This window comes from Verrucomicrobiaceae bacterium, assembly GCA_016713035.1.
GTDB lineage: Bacteria > Verrucomicrobiota > Verrucomicrobiia > Verrucomicrobiales > Verrucomicrobiaceae > Prosthecobacter.
Genome location: JADJPW010000007.1, coordinates 212131 through 232963, shown reverse-complemented (window position 1 = coordinate 232963; position 20833 = coordinate 212131). Strand labels below are relative to the sequence as shown.

The window sequence follows — 20833 nt, the reverse complement described above, 5'->3', positions numbered from 1 at the left end:
CTACGCGCCTTTCCGGTAAAAGGCGGGCATGAAGCACCTCGCAGGCCTCTTTCTTCTCCTCTTCGCAGCTCACACTGCCACCGCGCAGCAGGCAGAGATGCGCACCTTCACCAATGCGCAGGGGAAGGCCATCCAGGCACGCCTCGTCGCGGTGAGTGGCACCAATGTCACTATCGCCATGGCCAACGGTCAGCAGTTCACCCTGGCAATCGCTAGCCTCAGTGCCGCAGATCAGGCTTATCTGAAGACAGCCACCCCATCTGCGGCTCCAGCCACCGCCACCGCCCCACGTCCTGCCTACAAAGCCGGCCCGAATGATAAACTCGCCCCAGAAGTCGTGAATGAGGCCGTCGGTCAGCCCCTTTTCGGCGAGGCAGCCCTCTGGGACAGCTCCGCAGAAGAGATCGCCACCAAACTCGGCATCCCATCCGAATCGAAGACCAAGCTCACCAGCAGCTACCGCTCCTACACGAAGGATGATTACCAGATGTTCGGCACGCATCCCTTCTCCGTCGCCATGTATGCGGAAAACGACAAAGTCACCGCCTTCTCCATCGTCTTCGCGAACAAAGGTGACCTCTTCAGCGCCAAAGGCGGTGGCGAGATGCACTTTGACCGTGACACACCGCCTGCCAAGGCCGCCTCCATCGTCCGCACCGCCATGGACAAGGACGTCACTGCCATCACCGCCGCTTTGACCAAAACACTCGGTGCACCTGTGAAGGAGCGCATCGGCGATAGCCAGTCCGTGCGTGAGACCATGCTGCGCTGGGACTGGCGCGGCCACAGCATCCTCCTGGCCGATGTGGAAGGCGAGTACGTCGGCATCCAGCTCGTCCCTAGCGCCTTCGCGGATGCTGGCGGCAAAGTCGCAGACACCGTGGACAAGGTGATCCGTGAGCGTGCTTTGGCCAATATCGAGAAGCGTGAAAATGGCGACATCGTCATCGGCGACATCCCCATGGTCGATCAGGGGCCCAAAGGCTACTGCGCCCCCGCCACCGCAGAGCGTGCCATGCGCTTCCTCGGCATCCCGGCGGACATGTACATCATCGCCAACAAAGGAGACACCGGCTTCGGCGGTGGCACCAGCATGCAGGCCATCTTTGAAGGCATGGCCAAGCAGATCCGCAGCAAGCAGCGCTCCTTTGACGCCTGGCAGGGCGAAATGAAGCTCAAAGAGCTGCAAAAAAAGCATCGACAAAGGAGTGCCCGTCATCTGGACCCTCTTCAGCACCGATGACTTCAACAAAACCGCTGACGACCGCACCAAGGCCCGCAAAGACGTCACCAACTGGGCCAGTGGAAGACCAAAGTCACCGGCGAAGCCGCCTCCAACCCGCTGCGCAAAGACAAAGAAACCGGCCACGTCGTCCTCATCGTCGGCTACAACAAAGAGACCAACGAAATCGCCTTCAGCGACAGTTGGGGCGAGCGCTTCAAAGAGCGCTGGATCACCATGCAAGAGGCCGAGCTCGTCTCCCAGGGCCTCTATTACGTTGTCGGCTTCTAAAAACCGCCCGAGAGGGCCGCTCTGATCATGCGCCGCCGCTCACAGCAACGCCGTCCCACCTCCTCACTCCGTTGGCTCGTGTGGCTAGGCGGGTTCTTGCTCATTTTGGGGGCTGTACTCGTCCTAGCGCTGCCATCGCTCGTCGCAGGCTACATCCAGCGTTTTCTCCGGAAGTGATGCATTCCCGCACTCGTGGAAAAACAGCTCGAAAGCCGCTTTGGCGGCCACGCCAGCATTGCGAGCCCCGTTTGGCAAAATGATGCCGCCACCAGCAGTGATGTGGACATCGAAACAGCCGCCGGATGGCAAATCGCCGCGCGGGAGCTGCGAGCCGCACTGGACTTCGGGGCCATCCGACGTGGCGCATGGCACATCCAGAGCGCAGGTGCGGATGAGATCACCCTCAGCCGCATTCCCGCATCTCCAAAAGAGTCCTCGCATCAAGCCGAGCACGCTGGGGCAGATTTACCCTCCTGGATCGCTGCCATCCCCACAGTCACGGAAGTCGATGGCTTCGACTGCGACCGCTTCGGCCTCACGCACGGCGCATGGCAGCTCGCAGAGTCACGGCTTCATCTCAGCTCCTACAGCAGTGCCACCACCTCCCCAGGCCGCTTCACCATCCCCGGCCAGCTCAGCGGAGGCACCCTGCGCACGCCCGTGACGCCTCCCAGCCAAAAACAGCCCCTCCAGCTCGAAATCGTCAGCGCCACGCTCCGCCTCGCTGATGACAAAATCCAGATCACGGACTCCTCCCTGCGCTGGAAAGACCGCGCCAAAGCCAGCATGCACGGCAGCGTCAGATTCGGCAGTGACTGGCAAGCCACCGTGAAGGCCACCCAAGTGCCTGTGAGTGAATTTTTGGCCGAAGCATGGCAATCCAGCCTCAGTGGCCAGCTTGAAGGCCAGACCGACTTCAATGGCGGCGCAGGTCGGCCCATGACATGGCAGGCCGATGTCGCTCTCAAAGACGGTGTGCTCAATGCTGCCCATTCTCGAAAAACAGCCACCTCACACGCATGGAGCGCTTCAAGCGCCTCTCGCTCGACATCGCCACCCCGCCACGGTAAAGCCACATCCTGGCGGCGGCACCCAATGGAAAAAATCATCGTGCAGAGCAACGGCCTCCTGCGCATCGAAGGCAGCCTCACGCTGCTCCCTGGCGATCAAATCGCCGGCGACTTCATGGTCGGCGTCACCTCCGAGGCACTGCGCTGGATCCCAGGTGCTGAGAGCCGCATTTTCATCGAAACACATCCCAGCGGCCCACCCGGCCTGCATTGGACCCGCGTGAAAATCGCTGGCAGCGTCCAGTCCCCGCAGGAAGACCTCAGCGCTCGTCTCATCGGAGCCGCAGGCATGTCTCTGGTGCTCGACACACCCGCAGCCGCGCTCAACAAAGCCACCGACACGCTACTCAAGCCCATCCTCGGCGAAGACGCCGCCAAGCTCCCCAGCAAAGCACTCGAAGACGCCGCCAAAACCGGCACCGACCTCCTCAACAAAGTCGTCCCCATCTTCGGCAAGTAACGAACAACCGCGAACAGAGAACAGAGAACAGGGAACAGGGAACGGAGAACCGCGAACCTACTCCACCTCAAAAATCCCCTCGATCTCCACCGCAATATTCCCCGGCAGCGAGCCCATGCCCACCGCGCTGCGTGCACCGATGCCATTTTCTCACCCCACACTTGGCCAAAGAGCTCGCTGCATCCATTGATCACCTTCGGGTGATCGCCGAAGTCCGGCGTGCTATTGACCATGCCCAGCAGCTTCACCACACGCTTCACGCGGTCTAGGCTGCCTAGTTCCTTCTTCAGCGTTGCTAGCATTGCTAGGCCCACTTGCCGTGCGGCGGCCTTGCCCTCCTCCAGGCTCATATCAGCACCCACGCGGCCACAGATGTAGTCATCCGGGCCACGATACGGTCCATGACCCGAGACGTAGGCCACTTCGCCCACGATCACGACAGGCTTATACACACCCCCGCGCGGTGGTGCAGGTGGCAGAGTCAGACCGAGGGTGGAGATTTGCGATTCAGCATTCATGCGTCGTTAAAAGCGTGCGGTTTTTCCAAGTAGCTGAAGCCAGACACCAGCGTCAGCAGCGTGGTGAAATAAATCAGGAAGCTCGGCACCCAGGCCGGTGCATGCACATACAGCGGCTGCGCAAAGCCGAAGAGCGTCTCCTTCGATGCACGCTTCACCAGGAACCAGCTCACCGTGATGATCTGCCAGAGCATTTTGCTTCCCCCAGCCGCTCTGCGGCCAAAATCGCCCCTGACCCGCCGCGACGAGCCGGATGCCCGTCACACAAAACTCACGCGCCAGCACCACGATGGCGATCCACGCGGGCAGCTCGGCCTTTTCCACCAGCAGGATGAAAGCCGCCGCGATCAGCACCTTATCCGCCAGGGGATCGAAGAGCTTGCCGAAGTTCGTCACGATCCCGCGTTGCCGAGCGATCTTGCCATCAAAATAATCCGTGATCGAAGCCACACCGAAGATGAGCGCCGCGATGCTGATATGCTCTGGGAACGGCACACAAAAGCACACGACAAAAACCGCCGTGAGGATCAGGCGGGCGACGGTGAGCTTGTTCGGAGATTCATGCGCGGCGGTCTTTACGATGCTGGGGAGTAAAGTCAGCCCAAAATCGCTCGCAGTTTTGCTGCTGTTTCAGCAAAGGCCGCATCACTGAGTGCAGGCACTGCCTTCTCAGCCAGCGGCAGCCCCTCCTCCGGCAGCGTGATCCAGGAGCGGCAGCCGCCGTAGCTCTTCGCATAGGGGAAGTGCCAGCGCTGCGGCAGCTGGTAAGCACGCACTAGAGCCACATGCAGGCAACTTTCCTCATCATAGACGAAGCGTTCCTTCACCACGTCCTCATTCCAGATGTGCAGGGGGCTAGTGCGGCCACTTTTCCCCAATCCGTCACCTTCCACACCTGCTCCAGCGTCGCACAGCCATCGATGTCCACCGTCTGCCGCTGCTCCTCCGGCGGGAAATCACGCTGCGTGTTCTCCGGCGTCCAACTCAGCTTCTCCGCCTGATTGTGAAACCACGTCGGAAACAGCAAAAACTGCCGGTGCTTCCACTCAAAGCCGCCGCGCCCTCATGAATGCCGCCTTTGCGCAAAATGATGCTCCGCCGTCCCTGTGTCAGCGCATCGCAGACAAAGGACCATTCTTTAAAACCAATCGGGGCAGGGAGTGTGGGCATCTGCGCGGATACAACGCTGCGCCAGAGCCCGCAAGAGCGTGATGGAGCAGGCTAGCGCTAAAATCGCCCCACTTATTCACAAAATGCCATCATCCATCGCGAAGTGTGGCCCCGCGCTTGAATCCGCTGCATGCTGCGGTAACGGCAGACCACATGGAATGCCGCCAAACAGAAATCGTCACCAGCCTCATGGCCTCGTACTGCGAGGTAGGCGGCATCAATCACCTCGATTGCGGCGATTTGCCCTCCAAGCACGCCATCGCCACGCTGTGTGAGGACTTGCTCCACCTGCTCTTCCCGGCTTTTTCTCCGAAGAAGCCGTCTCCTCCAAGGAGCTCGGCCTCGTCACCAGTGAGCTCGTCGCCAGCATCCGTGAGCGGCTGAATGCAGAAGTCAGCCGCAGCATGCGGCTCAATGGCGGAGATGAATACAAAAACATCGACACCACCGCACTCGTCTGCCGCTTCATGCTCAGTCTGCCAGATGTCCGCGCCTTGCTCCCACCGATGTCGAGGCCGCTTTGCCGGAGATCCGCCGCACGCGGCTTGAGGAGATCATCCTGGCCTATCCGGGCCTGGAGGCCATCGCCATCCAGCGCACCGCGCATGTCTTGTACAAAGAAAACGTGCCGCTCATCCCCCGCATGATGACCGAGTGGGCCCATGGCCGCACCGGTATCGACATCCATCCTGGCGCAGAGATCGGCACCCACTTCTTCATCGACCACGGCACCGGCGTCGTCATCGGCGAGACCGCCCAGCTCGGCAACCATGTGAAACTCTACCAGGGCGTGGGCCTCGTCGCACGCTCACTCGCGGCTGGGCAGGCCCTGCGCGGGAAAAAGCGCCACCCCCACGCTCGAAGACCACGTCACCGTCTATGCCAATGCCACCATCGTCGGCGGTGACACCGTCATCGGAGCCCGCAGCACCATCGGCGCGAATGTTTTCATCCTCGAAAGCGTCCCGCCCGACATGCTCTACGCCCTCGGTCAGCAGGGCATCAGGTGAAGCCCAAAAGAAGCACTGACGCACCATGCCTCGGCCTCTCCCAGCTCTTTTTGACTTCACCGCCGCGCCGCAGTGGTCCCCGCTGCGCTCCCTGCGTGAAAACGCACCTCAGCCCGAGCCACCGGCCGAAACCAACGACGAACCCACCCGCGATGAGGCCCTGGAGGCAGCGCCCGTGGCTGGTTGGAAAACTCGAGCTCCCAGGCATGATGCGGCTGCTGCGCATCGAGTGGAATCCGCGCCTACGCAGCACCGCAGGCTACGCCCATTACGGCCAGTGCCGCATCGAGCTCAATCCACGCCTGCGAGTTCGATGGCCAGGTCGAGCGCACCCTGAAGCTGAGCTCGCCCATCCATCGCCCATCACCGCTGTGGACGCCGCCGCATCGAGCCCCACAGGCGCTGGCGTGCCGCCTGCGCAGATCTGGGCATCCCCGGCGAGCGGGCCCGCCACAGCCTGCCTTTCCCGCGCAACGAAGTCGAGCGCAAGCACTCTACGTCTGCCCCGGGTTGCCAATACACCGTGCGCAAAGTGCGGAAATTCCGTGGCCCCCCGCGCCTGCAACTGCTGCAAAGCCCACGCCGGCGGCAAATTCGACGCACGCTTCAAACTCCGCTACCTCAGCCCGAAAACTGAACTGAGAACAGCGAACCGAGAACCGCGAACAGGGAACAGGGAACCGAGAACCTCACCCCCCACATACACCCTCGGCACGCGTGCATGCACATTCGTCAGCACCTCGTAGGGGATCATACCGGCCCAGTCCGCCACATCTTGGGCGCTGATGCCATCACCGATCAGAGTCACGGCATCGCCATTGTAAGCGGTGCCCCATTCCAGGTTCACCATGAACTGGTCCATGCACACACGGCCCGCGATCGGGTGCCGCTCACCACGGATGACCACCTGGCCGCGATTCGATAGCGCACGGAAGTAGCCATCTCCGTAGCCCACGGGCACCGTCACCACCCGCACGGGGTGATCACTCTTCCAGGTGCCTCCATAGCTCACAGGATGCCCTGGCAGCACCACTTTGAAGAAAACCACCTGCGAGCGCCAACTCAGCACCGGCTGCACCTGCACCGACTGACGCGTCGCACGCGATGGATACACGCCGTAGAGCATGATTCCCGGCCTCACGAGATCCAGGTGACTCTGCGGCAAATTCAAAATACCGCCCGAATTCGCGATATGCCGCTGCGGCGTCGGTAGGCTGTGTTTGGGGTAAAAATCGAGTACCTCGTGAAATCGCGCCAACTGCTCCTCTGCGCGAAAAAGCTCCTCCGCGTCCGAAGTCGCGAAATGGGAGTAAATACCGGCCACATCGACGTTTTTCAGGCTCAGAGAGGCCTCCAGCAGCTTTTCGGCACTGTACCAATGCACGCCGATCCGCTCCATCCCGGTGTCGATTTTCAAATGCACGCGTGCGCGACTTCGCCGCTGCCGCAGCCTCATCGATCTGGCGCAGCTTATCGATGGAGGAGGCCGTCATCATCAGACCATGCGTGATGGATCGGGATCTGCCGCGTCGCCACACCGCCAAAAACCAGGATCGGCACCGTGATGCCCGCCTGCCGCAGCATCACCGCCTCCTCCAGCAGCGCCACGCCGCAGCATGTGGCACCCTGTTTCACCAGATGCTGCGCACACTCCACGATGCCATGCCCATACGCATTGGCCTTCACCACCGGCATCACCTACGACCTGCCCACATGCGCCTGTATCGCCGCAAAATTCTGCGCGAGCATGCTGAGATCGATTTCGACGTGGGTAGGGCGGATGGCATCCATGGAGAGCGCAGAACTGAGCACAGCCGCAGGAAAAATCACTCGGTCCGTGGAATGAATCGTCACTCCTTCTCAAACAGCAGGCGCAGGCTGTTCAGGCACACGATCACGGTGCTGCCCTCATGCGTCAGCACACCGAGCGTGAGCGGTACGATGCCGAATAAGGACGCCACCGCCATGATGATGACGCTGCCCAGTGAAATGACGACGTTTTGACGAATGATGCGCCGGGCGTGCTCACTGACGCGGCGGGCGGAGAGCAGTTTTTCGATCTTGTCCTGCATCAGCACCACATCGCTCTGCTCCAGTGCCGCATCACTGCCGCGTGCACCCATCGCCACACTGACGTAGGCGGCGGCGAGGCTGGGGCATCATTCACGCCATCACCGATCATGGCGACTTTTTTGCCTTCCAGCGTCAGCTCGCGGATGGCGGCCACTTTGTCCTCTGGGTGCAGCCCAGCGCGGACTTCTGCGATGCCGAGCTGTTTTGCGACCTCTGTGGCGGCGGCGCGGCGGTCTCCGGTGAGCATGATGGTGCGCACACCATCCGCCGCGAGGCGCTCCAGCACCGCACGGCTGCCTGGACGCACCTCATCTTTGAGCAAGATGCGGCCCACGATCTGCTCATGCAGCACCCACACCTCACTGAAGCCAAGTGGCGCATCTGGCACGCCTGCCAGTGCATCCCCGAGTGGGCTGCCCTGCACCAGCTCACGCCTACCGACGTAGCTGAGGCCCGCCTCAGTGCGGCCGCGTAGCCCCTGCCCGGCGATGGAGTGAAATTCCGCCAGCTTTCCGCTGCGATGCCCTGCGTCTGGCCAAACCGCGTGATGGCACGGGCGATGGGGTGGTTCGAGTTCGACTCCAGACTCACCGCGATGCGCAGCACGTCGCTCTCCGCGGCCTGCGGGAAGGATTCGATCTTCGTGACGCGCAGCTCCCCTTCGGTGAGCGTGCCGGTCTTATCCATCGCCACCACATCGACTTCTGCCAGCTTTTCGATGGCGGCACCTCCACGGAAGAGCACGCCGTGCCGCGCTCCCCATGCGATGGCAGCTAGAATGGCAGATGGGATCGACAAAACAGAGCGCACAGGGGGCTCATGACGACGAGCAGCGTCATCGCACGGTAAAAAGCCGATTTAGAGGCCTCCGTGTTCTCAAAGGGCGGAATGCCAAAACCCAGCCACCAGACAAAAACATCACCGCGACGATGCTGAGGGTCAAAAGCGTATCCGCGTGCCAAAGCGGTCTGTGAAGCGCTGGCTCGGTGCCCGCATTTTCTGAGCGCTCTGGATGAGGGAGATGATTTTTGCCAGGGAGCTCTGCGTCGCCAGTTTATCCACACGGACCTGCACGAGGCCCCAGAGATTCAGCGTGCCGCCGTGATCGCGGCACCTTTTTCTTTGGCTACGGGCAGTGATTCGCCCGTGAGGTGGATTCATCTGCGGCGGTGAGGCCAGTGAGCACGCTGCCATCGACTGGGAAGAGCTCATCCGGCTTTACGACGATGGTTTCACCCACGGAGCAACTGCACGGCACGGTCCTCCGTCGTCCATCCGCCAGCAGCACATGGGCGATTTTGGGAACGGTTTTCGTCAGCGCATTGATCTCCGGTGCGTGCGGTAGAGCACGAAATGCTCCAGCACCGCTGGTGGAGAAAAGGAACAGCAGCAGGGCACCCTCCTCCCACGCACCGATGGCCACAGCACCGAGAGCTACGGCGAGCATGAGGAAATGCACATCGAGCCGGCCCTCACGCAGGTTTTCCCACGCATCCTTCGCGGCATCCCAGCCACCCGCGACGAGTGAGATGATGAAAAGCGCCGGATGGCCGAAGAACCACCCCGCCGCGAGTGCCACGCCGCAGATCGCTGCCTGCACCGCGAGCATGCGCCACTCGTCCTCACTCTCTTGTTCGAGCTCATCCGACTCCGGCCACTCGAACTCGCGCCACTTCCAGAAAGTCAGCGCGGTGGGGCAGGTGGGTTTCTCGATCTGGGAGCACGCCGTTGCTCGGTTGGCTCACCCCCAGCATCGGTGTGTGGCCGGGGATGTCTTTGAGCCACTTCGCATCAATGCTACGCAGCACCTCGGCCAGCTTGGCCTGGAGTAAATCGCCATCCACGCGGCCGAGAGTGGCCATTTCGACCTTCCGGGACTGCGGATCGAGCCGAATGGCCTCTATGGAGGGCTCATCGAGCAAAAAAGACTCGATGGCGGTCATCCAGGCATTGTCGGAGGGCGCTGAGGTAGAAAAAGGCATTGATGCCATGCTTTACGGAGCCAGCGCATGGCTGACAAGCCGTTGTTCTCCCAGCGTGTGCGTCACTGGTTGCCGTCGTAAATGCTGCCAGGGTAGTTGGGCGTGGAAAGTGCCCCGCTACCATTATAGCTCCCGCCTGTATTGAGCTGGCTGCTGGTCATCGAGCTAGCGCCGCCGAGACCCGCTCGTGTTGTTGTATTGATTGAGCGAGGCGGTAGTTCGATGATCCGCCTGCACCGCCGCGCATGGCACTCGGAGCATTGAGCATCTGGGGTGCCGCTGGGGTGGGCACTCCCTGGGCGGCTCGCTCCAGCTCGGCCATCTGGTGTGACTCCCAGGCCAGGGTGTGCGCTTTCTGCACCACCCGCTCCTCCAGGCGGTTCACCTGCTCACTGTGTGTGCCTGTGTGAGAAAACCCGAGTCACGCTCGGTGATGAGGCGTGCATACTCACCCTGGAAGCTGCTGCGTGCGGCGTTCTTATACCGATTCCAGTTTTGCTTCATCAGGGACGGAGTCCATGGTGGAGGAGGTACATGCGCCCAGCAGCATGCAGGCAAGCAGGGCAGAGGTGGCGGAGCAAAGTGGACGATTTCATGATGGAGCGAGCGGGCGGCCGACAGAGTAACGTGCCGATTTCACTGTGGCAACGTCCGGTCTGTTCTGCTCCGCAGGGTCTTATCGTTCAAAATTTGCGGCGTATGCCGCGCCGTTCTGCTGCACGCGCGGTGCCGTGAGTCTTCTTGTTGCGAGCCCTTCATGGCACGGCCTATCTTTCCGCATATGCCGCCACCACGCCCCAACCACCAAATCCGAAGTCCTTCGCGGATTCGTGGAGCGCGTGGTGTTTCACAATGAGGACAACGGCTACTGCATCCTCAAAGTGATGCCGGAGGGCAAACGCGACACCGTCAGCCTGCTCGGCAAAGCACCGCGTGTCGTCACGGGCGAGGAATTTGAAGCACGCGGCACCTGGGAGCCGAATCGCGACTTCGGGCCGCAGTTCAAAGCGGATGAATTGAAGCTGAAAAGGCCCGATTCGCTCAACGGCATCGAGCGCTACCTCGGCAGCGGTTTGATCGACGGCATCGGCCCGGCGTATGCGAAGCGCATCGTCGAAAAATTCGGCCCGAAGGTGTTTGAGATCATCGAAAACGACTCGAAGCGGCTGGAGGACGTGGAAGGCGTGGGCCAAAAACGACGCGTCGAAATCCGCGAGTCGTGGATGACGCAAAAGGCCGTTCACGGCCTCATGCTCTTCCTCCACCAGCACGGCATCAGCTCCGCCCGTGCGCTGCGCATCTACAAGACTTACGGTGCTGAAGCGCAGGCCATCTTGAAGGAAAACCCGTATCGGCTGGCGCAGGACATTCGCGGCATCGGCTTCAAAACGGCGGATGACATCGCCTACCAGCTCGGAGTGGCCGCAGATGCCCCGCAGCGAATCAAAGCGGCCATTTTGCATGTTTTGGAAACAGCGGCCCAAAGTGGCCACTGCTGCTTCCCAGAGGCCAAATTGGCCGAAAAAGCCATCGCGCTGCTCCAGGCGGATGCGCTCGTCCCACCGCAGATCGAGGCCCTGATCGCCGAAAGCCAAATCGAGCGTCATGGCGACTTTTTACCTGCCCAAGCTCCGCGCCGCTGAGCAAAGCATCGCCGCGAATGTGAAGTCACTCGCCCCATTGCCCGCTGGACTATCCCCCGATCGACGTGGAGGCCGCTTTTACCTGGGTTATGAAAAAAACCGGCAAAGAACTCGCTCCCAGCCAGCAGCAGGCCGTGCGGGAGGCTTTGAAGCACCGCATGCTCATCATCACCGGCGGACCCGGCGTGGGCAAGACGACGATCCTGCGCAGCATCCTCATGATTTTGGACAGCAAAGGCGTGAAGCTCGTGCTCGCCGCGCCGACAGGCCGTGCGGCGAAGCGCCTCAGCGAAAGCACCGGCATGGAGGCGAAGACGATGCACCGCCTGCTCGAATTCCAAGGCGAAGGCCAATGGGGACGCCACCGTGGCAAGCCGCTCGTCGGCAACCTCTTCGTGCTCGATGAGGCCAGCATGATCGACGCACCGCTCATGGCGCAGTTCCTCGCCGCATTGCCGAGCGGAGCGCACTTGCTCATCGTGGGTGATGCCGATCAGCTCCCCTCCGTCGGCCCCGGCATGGTTTTGAATGACCTCATCGCCAGCGGCGCGGTGCCCTGCGTGAAACTCACGGAAATCTTCCGCCAGGCCGCCACCAGCCGCATCATCACCACCGCGCATGCCATCAATCGCGGTCAGGTGCCGGAGCTGTGGCCGGTGAAGAACAGCGACTTCTTTTTCCTCGAAGCCGCCACGCCCGACGACATCCGCGCCACCATCGTGCAGCTCGCCCACACACGACTGCCGAATCGCTATGGTTTTGACCCCATCCGCGACATCCAGGTGCTCACGCCGATGAATCGCCACCTGCTCGGCACGCAGTCGCTCAATGAAGCCCTGCAACTCGCCCTCAATCCGCCCAATGAGCTGAAATTCGAGATCGAGCGCTTTCAGACCACCTTCCGCGTCGGCGACAAAGTCATCCAAACCGCCAACAACTACGACAAAGACGTCTTCAACGGCGACATCGGCCACATCGCCTCCATCGACACCGACCCACTCCAAAGTGCAGGTGCGCTATGAAGCCGACCGCCTCGTCGCCTACGAACCCGGCGGCGAGCTCGATGGTTCAACCAACTCGCCTACGCTTTGACCATTCATAAGAGCCAAGGCAGCGAATTCCCCTGCGTCATCATCCCCGTGAGCACGCAGCACTACGTCCTGCTCGAGCGCAGCCTCATCTACACCGCCATCACCCGTGCGAAGCGCCTCTGCATCCTCGTCGGCGATGACAAAGCGCTCGCTTTGGCCGTCAGCCGCCAAGAAAGCCGCAAACGCCACACACCGGGCTGCGTGAGCTGCTGTGAGGCTACTTTTTTGCGGGGACTCATGGACTCACGCGCTTCTTCACCCAGGCTCCATTTTCACGGATGTAGAGAAGGCGATCATGCAGGCGGCTCGTGCGGCCTTGCCAGAACTCGATCTCACTCGGCAGCAGCGTGTATCCGCCCCAAAAAGGCGGGCAGGGCACCTCTTGGCCGAATTTGGCTGTGAACTCCGCAGCGCGGCCTCCAGCCACTGGCGGTCAGGATGATCTGGCTCTGCGCGGAGGCCCAGGCACCGATCTGGTGCCCCTGCGGTCGCGTGGCGAAGTAGGCCTGCGCCTCCTCATGCGGCAGCTTGCTCACAGTGCCGCGCACGATGGCCTGGCGGTGCCGCTCATTCCATAGGAAGCAGGCTGCGGCGCGGGGATTGGCGGCCAGCTCGCGGCCTTTGGCGCTTTCGTAGTTCGTGAAAAACTGAAAGCCTCGTGCGTCGATGCCTTTGAGCAAAACGGTGCGCACATTCGGCATGCCATCCGCTGTGGCGGTAGCGAGCTGCATGGCATTCGGCTCTGGGAGCTGGTGGGCTAGCGCATCATGAAACCAGAGCTGAAAAAGCTCCACGGGATCAGCAGGCGTGTTCTGTTCCGTCAGGGTATCCAGATCGTAGCTGACGCGGAGGTCTTGGAGGTTGAGTTTGTCAGGGGTGGACATCGCGTTATAAAGGAGCACACCATGCCATCGCCTGTCACCGGAGTTTTAGCGGATCTTGAACGTATTTTGCTCTCCGCAGAGCAAATCCAGACACGTGTCGCCGCGATGGCTGGGACGCTGAATGCCGCCTACGCGGGCAAAACCGTGAGCGTACTGGCGCTGATGGATGGCTCCCTGTTCTTGTAGCAGATCTGCTGCGGCATCTGGAGGTGCCTGTGCGGCTCTACACACTGAGCGCGAGCAGTTATCATGGTGGCACCTCCAGCAGCGGTGAGGTTCAGATGAACTGGCCACCGGGGCTCGATTTCCGTGACCAAGACGTGCTGCTGCTCGATGACATCCTCGATACCGGCCTCACACTGAGTGTGCTGCGGGGGAAAATCGCCGCGCAAAATCCCACGACGCTGCGCACAGCCGTGCTGCTGGCCAAAAAGCGCGAGCGTGTGTGTGAGGTCGCCGGAGGACATCGGCTTCGAGATCGAGGACGAGTTCGTCGTCGGATACGGCATGGATTACCAGGGCCGCTTCCGTAATCTGCCCTGCATCGGCATTCTGAACCCTGCGTGACCGACATGACTGTGCGAGTGCTGTTTTTTTCTGTCCTCGGGACATCACAATGTGGCTGAGATGCCGCTGGAGTGCCCCCAGGGCATGCGGATGGCCGATTTGCTGGAAAACCTCTATCAGCGCTGGCCGCGACTGCGTGAGTGGGATGGCAGCGTGCTCCTCGCTCTCGATCAAACGTATGTGAAGCGTGATGCCACACTGCATGAAGGCGCGGAGGTGGCGATCATGCCGCCCGTGCAGGGCGGGTGAGGTCCATCAGGCGCGGCGGCCCCGCTTTTGCGCACAGGTTCTGGTGCCAGCGTCATCTGCGGCGTGACGCGGATGCCCATGCGCTTGTAGTAATCCAACATCTTCGCCGTGGCGACTCGGCTGGCCTCGAGTCCGATACGGACCATCTCCGACATTTCGCGGGGCGGAGCTTCCTGGAGCGTGGATGGAGTGAGCATGGCTCGGAGTTGGTCTGAAGTGTAGGCGCTGCTGTCAGCGACCTGTCGCAGTGGCGGCACTGCATTTTCCCATAGGCCCCATTCATCTGCAAGTGGCAGGTAGTCATCCAGCAGATGACTGCGGCGAAGGACATACCAGCAAGGATGCCGAAGCGCTGGCGTTGTTCTACTGCAAACATGCACGCACTCACTCGACGTCAGATTTTACAGCAGGCCGGGGCCGGATTCGGTTCACTGGCGCTGCAATCCCTGCTGGGTGCAGAGGGAGTGCTCAGCCCAGCGAATCCGCTGGCACCACGGATGCCCCATTTCGCTCCCAAGGCGAAATCGGTGATCTTCCTCTTCATGTATGGCGGGCCGTCGCACGTCGATTTGTTCGATCCGAAACCCGAGCTGGCCAAATGGCACGGCAAAGCCATCCCCGTGTGGAAGCCCGAGGATGCCTTCATGGGCCGAAAGACTAAAAATGTCGCCATGCAGAGCTACTACCGCTTTGCGAAGCATGGACAGGCCGGCATCGACATGGCGGAGACGTTTCCGAATCTGGCGCGGCATGCCGATGATCTCTGCGTGATCCGCAGCATGCACGCAGAGCAGCAACCACGGCCCCGCCATCTTCCAGATGAATACCGGCTTCATCCTACCTGGCAGGCCGTGCATGGGCTCCTGGGTGACGTATGGCCTAGGCAGTGAAAGTGAGAATCTGCCTGCCTTTGTCGTGCTCCTGGATCATCAGGGTGCACCGGTGAATGGAGCGCTGAATTGGTCGAACGGCTTCATGCCAGCAGCGTATCAAGGCGTGCCCTTCCGCAGCACCGGTGAGCCCATCGCCTACCTCACGCGCCGAAAGGCGTCGCGTGCGCAGCAGCGTGCACGCCTGGACTTGCTGAAGCAGTGGAACACCGAATTCGCCGCTGCAAACCCGGCAGAGACACAGCTCGCCGCCCGCATCAACACCTACGAGCTCGCCTTTCGCATGCAGATGAGTGCCAGCGAGTGCACCGACCTCTCTAGTGAGCCAGAAAGCGTGCGCAAAATGTACGGCCTCGATCACCAGACCACCTCACACTTTGGGAAGAATTGCCTACTCGCACGGCGGCTGGTGGAGCGCGGTGTGCGCTTCGTCCAGGTCTATAGCGGTGGCAATGAGGGCCCGAAGGCCTGGGATGCCCATGATGATCTGAAAAAAAAACCACGACCTCCACTGCGCCGAGACGGATGGCCCCATCGCCGCGCTGCTCGATGATCTGAAAATCAGCGGCATGCTCGACAGCACGCTCGTGGTCTGGGGTGGTGAGTTCGGTCGCTCGCCCGTGGCGGAGAATGGCAAGGGCCGCGATCACCATCCGAAGGGCTTCACCATGTGGATGGCCGGTGGCGGCATCAAAGGTGGCCAAATGTACGGCGCGACAGATGAATTCGGCTACTCCGCCGTGGAGAATCGCGTCTCCGTGCAGGATCTGCACGCCACCATGCTCCACCAGCTCGGCTTTGATCACGAGCAGCTCACCTACCGCTTCCAGGGCCGTGATTACCGCCTTACCGATGTCAGTGGCGAGGTGGTCAAGGCGCTACTGGCGTGATGCGATTCACGGCATCCTCTGGACCTGAAAGCGGCTGAACTCTGCCCACATCGCGTGATGGGGCCCAGCTCGCATCACTGCCGCCGTGGAAGGTATTGAACAGCAGCGAATCGACGCCGTAGCTCGCGCTCTCACGCCATTGCAGGTTCTTTTTCTCCACCATGAGCTGATCATCGGCCCACACACGCAGGCTGCCATCACGCTGTCCGGCATGATTCATCACCACCTGCATGCGGATAGCGACCGGCTTTCCCGGCACAAAGCGGAATGCCTCTGGGAAGTCGAATTCATCCCCATACTTCGATGGCTGGTGCATGTGATACACATAGGCCTGCCCACGGCCATCACGCCGCCACATCACGCGTGCGGAGAAGCCATCACGCCCATTCACCGCATCTCCGCCGGTGATCGTTTTCGGGCCACCGCACAGCCCCGGTAGCTTGCCGCCTTTGACAAAGTCGAACGCTTCCTGGAACTGCACCGTGTAGCGCAGCTCGGCGGCCTCCACACGGCCAAAAGGGCAGCGCCAGCCTGCTCCACCCGCGTCTGAGCCGTGACTGCCGGCTGGATAGAGCACCCCGCAGCCAGGGCTCCTGCCCATGCCGTATCAGCGTCACGCGGCCTTCCTTCACGCCATCCTCGAATTCGCAGCCCGGCCAGTCCTTCTTCCACTGCGTCACGGAATAGACTTGGCCGGCTTTTCCGCCTAGATGGATGTCCAGCAGGCTCTGGGCCTGCAAAGTAACTGCGCAGAGAAGGAAACAAATCGCGTCACGGATCATGCTGCCCTTTGAGCGATGCGAGCCGCTTGTCAACGTGCCTCCGGGTGCCGTGCGAGGATGGCGCGGAGTGATTTCACCACCTCGGGCTGCTCTGCCGCGAGATTCCGCGTCTCCCAGCGGGTCCTGGGCATAGTCATAAAGCTCTAGCTCCGCTGTTTCAGGTGCCGCACCGGCTTTTTTCCACTCCACCAGCCGATAGCGCTCGGTGCGGATAGCGCGGCCCATTTTTTGCTTTGGGAAACAATGAAACGCGTGATCTCGCACTCGGGCCTGTGGATCACGCAGCACTGGCACCAGGCTCACTCCGTCGATGCGCTGTGCTCCAGCGGGCGCGGGCAGTCCAGCCAGCTCAGCGAGAGTGGGAAAGACATCCACACTCTCTGCCAGTTGCCGCGTGCTGCTCCCAGCCTGCGTCACACCAGGTGCGATGATCAGCAGTGGGATGCGGTTCGCTTGCTCATAGTTCGTGTGCTTCGTCCAGATGCCCAGATCACCCAGATGAAAGCCATGATCGCCCCACAGCACGATGATCGTGTCCTGCGCCAGTCCTAGTCGATCCAGCTTTCATCCAGCACACGGCCGATCTGCGTATCCACGTAGCTCGTGGCAAAGAGCAGTAGCCGTGGATGAGCTTCTGTTTCACGGTCGAAGGGCTCATCCAGCGCATACGCCACGATCTCGCCGCCGCGCTTCTTTGCCACGGTGGGCGATCCAGCGGGCATTTTTTCAAAAACGGGCATCGGTAGCGCTTTCGCATCGTGCAGGTCCCAATACTTCTTCGGAGCACAGAATGGCAGATGCGGCCGCACAAAGCCCGCTGCGATGAAAAACGGCTTTTGGGCCTTTTGCAGCCGTTTGATCGTCTCTGCCGCCACGCGACCATCCGCGTAGGCATCATCCGGTGCCTCAGGTGCCTCGAAGGCAGCTCCACGCGGCAGATCACGGATGCGGTCGAGCTTTTGATTCGTGAACAAGGCCTCCTCCCGCGTGAGCTGGCCGCCCTGCGTGCTCGCAGGGTCGAGATACTCGATCACCTTGTCTTTGAAGTGCGGGACGCTGAACGACTGCGGATCACCCCTGATTGCCATGGCCGATGTGGAAGACCTTGCCGATCGATTCGGTGATGTAGCCGCCGTGTTTCGCGAAGTGCTGCGGCAGCGTCACAGCATCTGGCAGTTTGGCCCTCAATCGACTGCTCAGGTCATACAGGCCCGTCGTGGTCGAGTGTGCACCCAGCATCAGCGTGAAGCGTGACGGCGCACACACCGCCTGATTGCAATACGCCATGTCAAAGCGCATCCCCCCGCGCCGCCAGCCGGTCGATGTGGGCGTCTTCGCCAGCGGATCGCCATAGCAGCCGAGCGCGGGCTTCAGATCATCGACGAGGATGAGCAGGACATCTGGCGCTGCGGCCTCACACAGCACCGTGCCGATGATGCAGAGCAGCAGTGTGAGCGTGCCGCGTGGGAAGAAGGAGAGAGTCTGCATGTGCCGTGGATTACTTCTTGGCTCCTGGGGCAGAGGTTGCACCCAGAGCGGCTCCATTGTCCGCAGGCATGGAGCGGTGCCAGGCGAGGAGCTGCTGCGTCATGCGCAGCACGGTGTCTGGCTGCTGAGTGGCCAGATTGGTCCTTTCGCCGCGATCTTTTGCCAAATCATAGAGCTGTGGCTGCGTGCCATCGTATTCGCACAGCAGCTTCCAGCGTCCATCACGCATCGCTAGATCCGGCAGACGCTCGGTGAGCTTCGCGGATGCGGTTTTGCGATCTGGTGGGCGTCGCCAGAAGATCGGCTTGGCACGCGAGACTTGCTTTTGCCCGAGCAGGGCAGGGGAGATGTCTTCACCATCAAAGTCCGTGTCTGTGGGCTCGATCTGCGCGATGGAGAGTAACGAAGGCGCGATGTCGAAGGCTGCAAAGACGGATTCTGCATTCACAGAGCCCGCGGCTGCCTTTTCATGGAGGCCCGGGCCCCAGACGATCAGCGGTGAACGCGTGCCGCCCTCGTAAAGCGTGGTCTTCGTGCCACGGAATGGCCCCGCACTGCCTGCGCCGGGCTCTGGGCCATTGTCCGAGCAGATCAGCAACAGCGTGTTTTCACGCAAGGCAGCATCCGAGCGCAGGTGATCGAAAAGTTTGCCAAACTGGCGATCCATGGCCTCCAGCACGGCGTGATACATCTCACGCTTTGTTTTGCCCCACTTCTCCACCGGCGGCCACCACGGGCTATGCGTCATCGGGCCAAGGTTCACAAAAATGGCTTTTCGCGGCCTGCGCTCGGTCGATGAATTTCAGCGCCGCATCCACAAAGCCCGTCGTGATCTCACTGCGCTGCATCCACGTCACGGGAGAGCCCAGATTCACCGCATCGCCCCAGATTTTCCCCGGTTCGGCATCGCCGGGTTTGAGCGTGAGTGGCAGCAGCTTCGCTCCCATGCCCTCAAAGTTCGTCAGGGACTCATCAAAGCCATACGCCGTGATCGGCGGCGCATCTGCGACATCACGCTGGCCACCGAGGTGCCACTTCCCGAAGTGGCCAGTCGCGTAGCCATGGCTCTGGAGCACACGGGCCAGTGTGGGAGCCTGTGGATCGAGCCAGTCTGCCACACCGCGCCGGGCATTGTCCGCACGATTGTTCAGATAGGAGTGGATGCGCCACCGCTGCGGATACTGCCCTGTCGTCAGCGCACAGCGTGAGGGCGAGCAGATGGGCGAGTTCACATGAAACTGCTCAAAGCGGATACCCTCGGCCGCGATGCGGTCGATGTTGGGTGTTTGCGCCTCTTGATTGCCAAAGCACGAGAAGTCGCCCCAGCCCATGTCATCAATGAATACCATGATGAAATTCGGAGGTGCTGCATGCAGCACCGGACAGAGAGCGAGGACGAGAAAGAGCCTTTTGAGCATCCCAAGCAAACGCGACGGCTTCACCAACCTAACACTCGGAATTGCGCCAGCGCATCACGCTGGCGGTGTCGCAGTGACAGCCGCCGCGTAGGCCGCTTTCAGTGCAGCATCCGTCTGCGTGTGCTTTCCACGATACACGAGCAGCAGCCCCAGGCGCGGGAAGTCACTCCGATTCGGCGCAGAGTGGTGAATCGTCTCACACCTGATGGATGAGCGCATCTCCCGGCTCCAGCAGGCCACAGAACTGCTCCTCCAGGGGCACGCTGGGTGCCTCTGCTAGACCGATGGAGTTCCCCTTCACGCCAGAGGGCTTGGTGGGCAGCATTCCATTCCTTTGAGAGCCACGCACATAGTACACAGGGCCATTCTCCATCGTCACGGGGTCCATCGCGATCCAGATGGTCAGCATATCCGGTGGAGTCTGGCAAAAGTAGGCATTGTCCTGGTGGTAGGGCACCCCAGAGCCGATCCGTGCGGGTTTATTGAACGTCTCCACGCCGACGAGCTGCGGCTCGCCATGCACGAGCCTCGAAACGAGCTCGATGATCTCCGGCTTCTCCACCATCGGCAGCATAGCGGGATGATGCACCTCCAATCGCCACAGGTTGCGCACGGTTTCGCCATCGGCCTCGAGCGTGCGTGCATCCACAGGCTTCGATGGCAGATCATCACGCATGAAGCGCTCCAGCTCACGACGGATCGCCGCCACCTCCGTGCTGCTGAACAAGCTAGGCACGCGAATGACACCATCCCGCTCATAGTCATCGATCAAAGTGGAAGAGTTGTTTGGGAGAAGGGATGGCGGGCTCATGCTCTATCTACGAAAAGAGTGCTCCACCTCTGGCTCCGATTCGGATGGATGCCTCAGCTAACAGTGCAGATGGCTACTTCCGCGCGGCTTTCACGACTTCGATGGCTTTCTCGATGTTTGATCTGCTCCCAAGTCATGCAATGGTCTTTTCCAGGAGGAACCCAAAACCCATCCGTGATGAAGAACGTGGCAGGCACGCCACCGAATCATCAAACGTGAGCACCACGAGTTTGTCCGGTACCGGTTCAGCACGTAGCGCAGTGGCGAGGAGCAGGGAAAAGAGAAGGCGTTTCATGTGGACGGAGGGAACGCTGCTGGCATGTG

Annotated in this window: 16 protein-coding genes and 9 pseudogenes; 10 read left to right on the top strand and 15 right to left on the bottom strand. The window is 61.1% G+C overall.

What is annotated here, in order from left to right; genetic code table 11:
- Positions 1 to 28 precede the first annotated feature (28 nt).
- The 3 genes from IPK32_20430 (at position 29) to IPK32_20420 (ending at position 3043) form a co-directional block, all read left to right on the top strand.
- Positions 29 to 1243 (top strand): hypothetical protein, encoded by a 1215-nt coding sequence (locus tag IPK32_20430; protein MBK8094258.1) that lies wholly within the window; start codon positions 29 to 31, stop codon positions 1241 to 1243.
- 297 nt (positions 1244 to 1540) lie between these two features.
- Complete coding sequence (locus IPK32_20425; GenBank protein MBK8094257.1) at positions 1541 to 1690, top strand: hypothetical protein; 150 nt, start codon at positions 1541 to 1543, stop codon at positions 1688 to 1690.
- A gap of 15 nt (positions 1691 to 1705) precedes the next feature.
- Positions 1706 to 3043: a hypothetical protein gene (locus IPK32_20420; protein ID MBK8094256.1), complete on the top strand. Its 1338-nt coding sequence runs from the start codon at positions 1706 to 1708 to the stop codon at positions 3041 to 3043.
- Between the two features lie 57 nt (positions 3044 to 3100).
- Here the strand turns inward: IPK32_20420 and IPK32_20415 are convergent.
- From IPK32_20415 to IPK32_20400, 4 genes and pseudogenes are all read right to left on the bottom strand, one after another.
- Positions 3101 to 3561 (bottom strand): annotated as a pseudogene (locus IPK32_20415) (RidA family protein).
- Positions 3562 to 3567: 6 nt separating this feature from the next.
- Entirely contained in the window at positions 3568 to 4161 is a 594-nt protein-coding gene (pgsA, locus tag IPK32_20410) for a CDP-diacylglycerol--glycerol-3-phosphate 3-phosphatidyltransferase (GenBank protein ID MBK8094255.1), read from the bottom strand.
- Entirely contained in the window at positions 4158 to 4388 is a 231-nt protein-coding gene (locus IPK32_20405) for a DUF1802 family protein (protein MBK8094254.1), read from the bottom strand. Before IPK32_20405 ends, pgsA begins: the two co-directional genes overlap by 4 nt.
- Positions 4385 to 4731 (bottom strand): annotated as a pseudogene (locus IPK32_20400) (DUF1802 family protein). Before IPK32_20400 ends, IPK32_20405 begins: the two are co-directional and overlap by 4 nt.
- Before the next feature lie 105 nt (positions 4732 to 4836).
- Here IPK32_20400 and IPK32_20395 point away from each other — a divergent pair.
- Together IPK32_20395 and IPK32_20390 are read left to right on the top strand one after the other, a co-directional pair.
- Positions 4837 to 5115, top strand: a complete 279-nt coding sequence (locus tag IPK32_20395) for a hypothetical protein (protein ID MBK8094253.1) — start codon at positions 4837 to 4839, stop codon at positions 5113 to 5115.
- A 73-nt stretch (positions 5116 to 5188) separates the two neighbouring features.
- A pseudogene (locus IPK32_20390) lies at positions 5189 to 5741 on the top strand (hypothetical protein).
- 616 nt (positions 5742 to 6357) lie between these two features.
- On the opposite strand, the gene alr reads toward IPK32_20390, so the two are convergent.
- From alr to IPK32_20370, 4 genes and pseudogenes are all read right to left on the bottom strand, one after another.
- The gene (gene alr / locus IPK32_20385; GenBank protein MBK8094252.1) at positions 6358 to 7158 is read right to left on the bottom strand and encodes an alanine racemase; all 801 of its coding nucleotides are present in this window, start codon (positions 7156 to 7158) and stop codon (positions 6358 to 6360) included.
- A 53-nt stretch (positions 7159 to 7211) separates the two neighbouring features.
- A complete protein-coding gene (locus tag IPK32_20380; GenBank protein MBK8094251.1) occupies positions 7212 to 7436 on the bottom strand; it encodes an alanine racemase in 225 nt (74 codons plus the stop codon).
- A gap of 155 nt (positions 7437 to 7591) precedes the next feature.
- Positions 7592 to 9757 (bottom strand): annotated as a pseudogene (locus tag IPK32_20375) (heavy metal translocating P-type ATPase).
- A gap of 196 nt (positions 9758 to 9953) precedes the next feature.
- A complete protein-coding gene (locus IPK32_20370) occupies positions 9954 to 10181 on the bottom strand; it encodes a hypothetical protein (GenBank protein ID MBK8094250.1) in 228 nt (75 codons plus the stop codon).
- A gap of 499 nt (positions 10182 to 10680) precedes the next feature.
- Between IPK32_20370 and IPK32_20365 the strand changes: the two are divergent.
- Positions 10681 to 12745, top strand: a pseudogene (locus IPK32_20365) (ATP-dependent RecD-like DNA helicase).
- A gap of 20 nt (positions 12746 to 12765) precedes the next feature.
- Here IPK32_20365 and pdxH read toward each other — a convergent pair.
- Positions 12766 to 13414 (bottom strand): annotated as a pseudogene (gene pdxH / locus IPK32_20360) (pyridoxamine 5'-phosphate oxidase).
- 21 nt (positions 13415 to 13435) lie between these two features.
- Between pdxH and IPK32_20355 the strand changes: the two are divergent.
- The 4 genes and pseudogenes from IPK32_20355 to IPK32_20340 all read left to right on the top strand — a co-directional run bounded on the left by IPK32_20355 (position 13436) and on the right by IPK32_20340 (position 16010).
- Positions 13436 to 13600, top strand: a complete 165-nt coding sequence (locus IPK32_20355) for a hypothetical protein (protein MBK8094249.1) — start codon at positions 13436 to 13438, stop codon at positions 13598 to 13600.
- 29 nt (positions 13601 to 13629) lie between these two features.
- Positions 13630 to 13947, top strand: coding sequence for a hypothetical protein (locus IPK32_20350; GenBank protein MBK8094248.1), 318 nt, complete (start codon positions 13630 to 13632; stop codon positions 13945 to 13947).
- Between the two features lie 94 nt (positions 13948 to 14041).
- Complete coding sequence (locus IPK32_20345) at positions 14042 to 14230, top strand: MoaD/ThiS family protein (GenBank protein MBK8094247.1); 189 nt, start codon at positions 14042 to 14044, stop codon at positions 14228 to 14230.
- 341 nt (positions 14231 to 14571) lie between these two features.
- Positions 14572 to 16010, top strand: a pseudogene (locus IPK32_20340) (DUF1501 domain-containing protein).
- Here the strand turns inward: IPK32_20340 and IPK32_20335 are convergent.
- From IPK32_20335 to IPK32_20310, 6 genes and pseudogenes are all read right to left on the bottom strand, one after another.
- The gene (locus IPK32_20335) at positions 15991 to 16611 is read right to left on the bottom strand and encodes a hypothetical protein (GenBank protein MBK8094246.1); all 621 of its coding nucleotides are present in this window, start codon (positions 16609 to 16611) and stop codon (positions 15991 to 15993) included. The pseudogene IPK32_20340 and the gene IPK32_20335 sit on opposite strands and share 20 nt — an antisense overlap.
- A gap of 210 nt (positions 16612 to 16821) precedes the next feature.
- Positions 16822 to 18280, bottom strand: a pseudogene (locus IPK32_20330) (sulfatase).
- 10 nt (positions 18281 to 18290) lie between these two features.
- A pseudogene (locus IPK32_20325) lies at positions 18291 to 19698 on the bottom strand (sulfatase-like hydrolase/transferase).
- Between the two features lie 54 nt (positions 19699 to 19752).
- On the bottom strand, positions 19753 to 19917 hold the full coding sequence (locus tag IPK32_20320; protein ID MBK8094245.1) for a hypothetical protein: 165 nt from the start codon (positions 19915 to 19917) through the stop codon (positions 19753 to 19755).
- Positions 19895 to 20509: a phytanoyl-CoA dioxygenase family protein gene (locus IPK32_20315; protein ID MBK8094244.1), complete on the bottom strand. Its 615-nt coding sequence runs from the start codon at positions 20507 to 20509 to the stop codon at positions 19895 to 19897. Before IPK32_20315 ends, IPK32_20320 begins: the two co-directional genes overlap by 23 nt.
- Before the next feature lie 133 nt (positions 20510 to 20642).
- Positions 20643 to 20804, bottom strand: a complete 162-nt coding sequence (locus IPK32_20310; GenBank protein ID MBK8094243.1) for a hypothetical protein — start codon at positions 20802 to 20804, stop codon at positions 20643 to 20645.
- Positions 20805 to 20833: the final 29 nt, after the last annotated feature.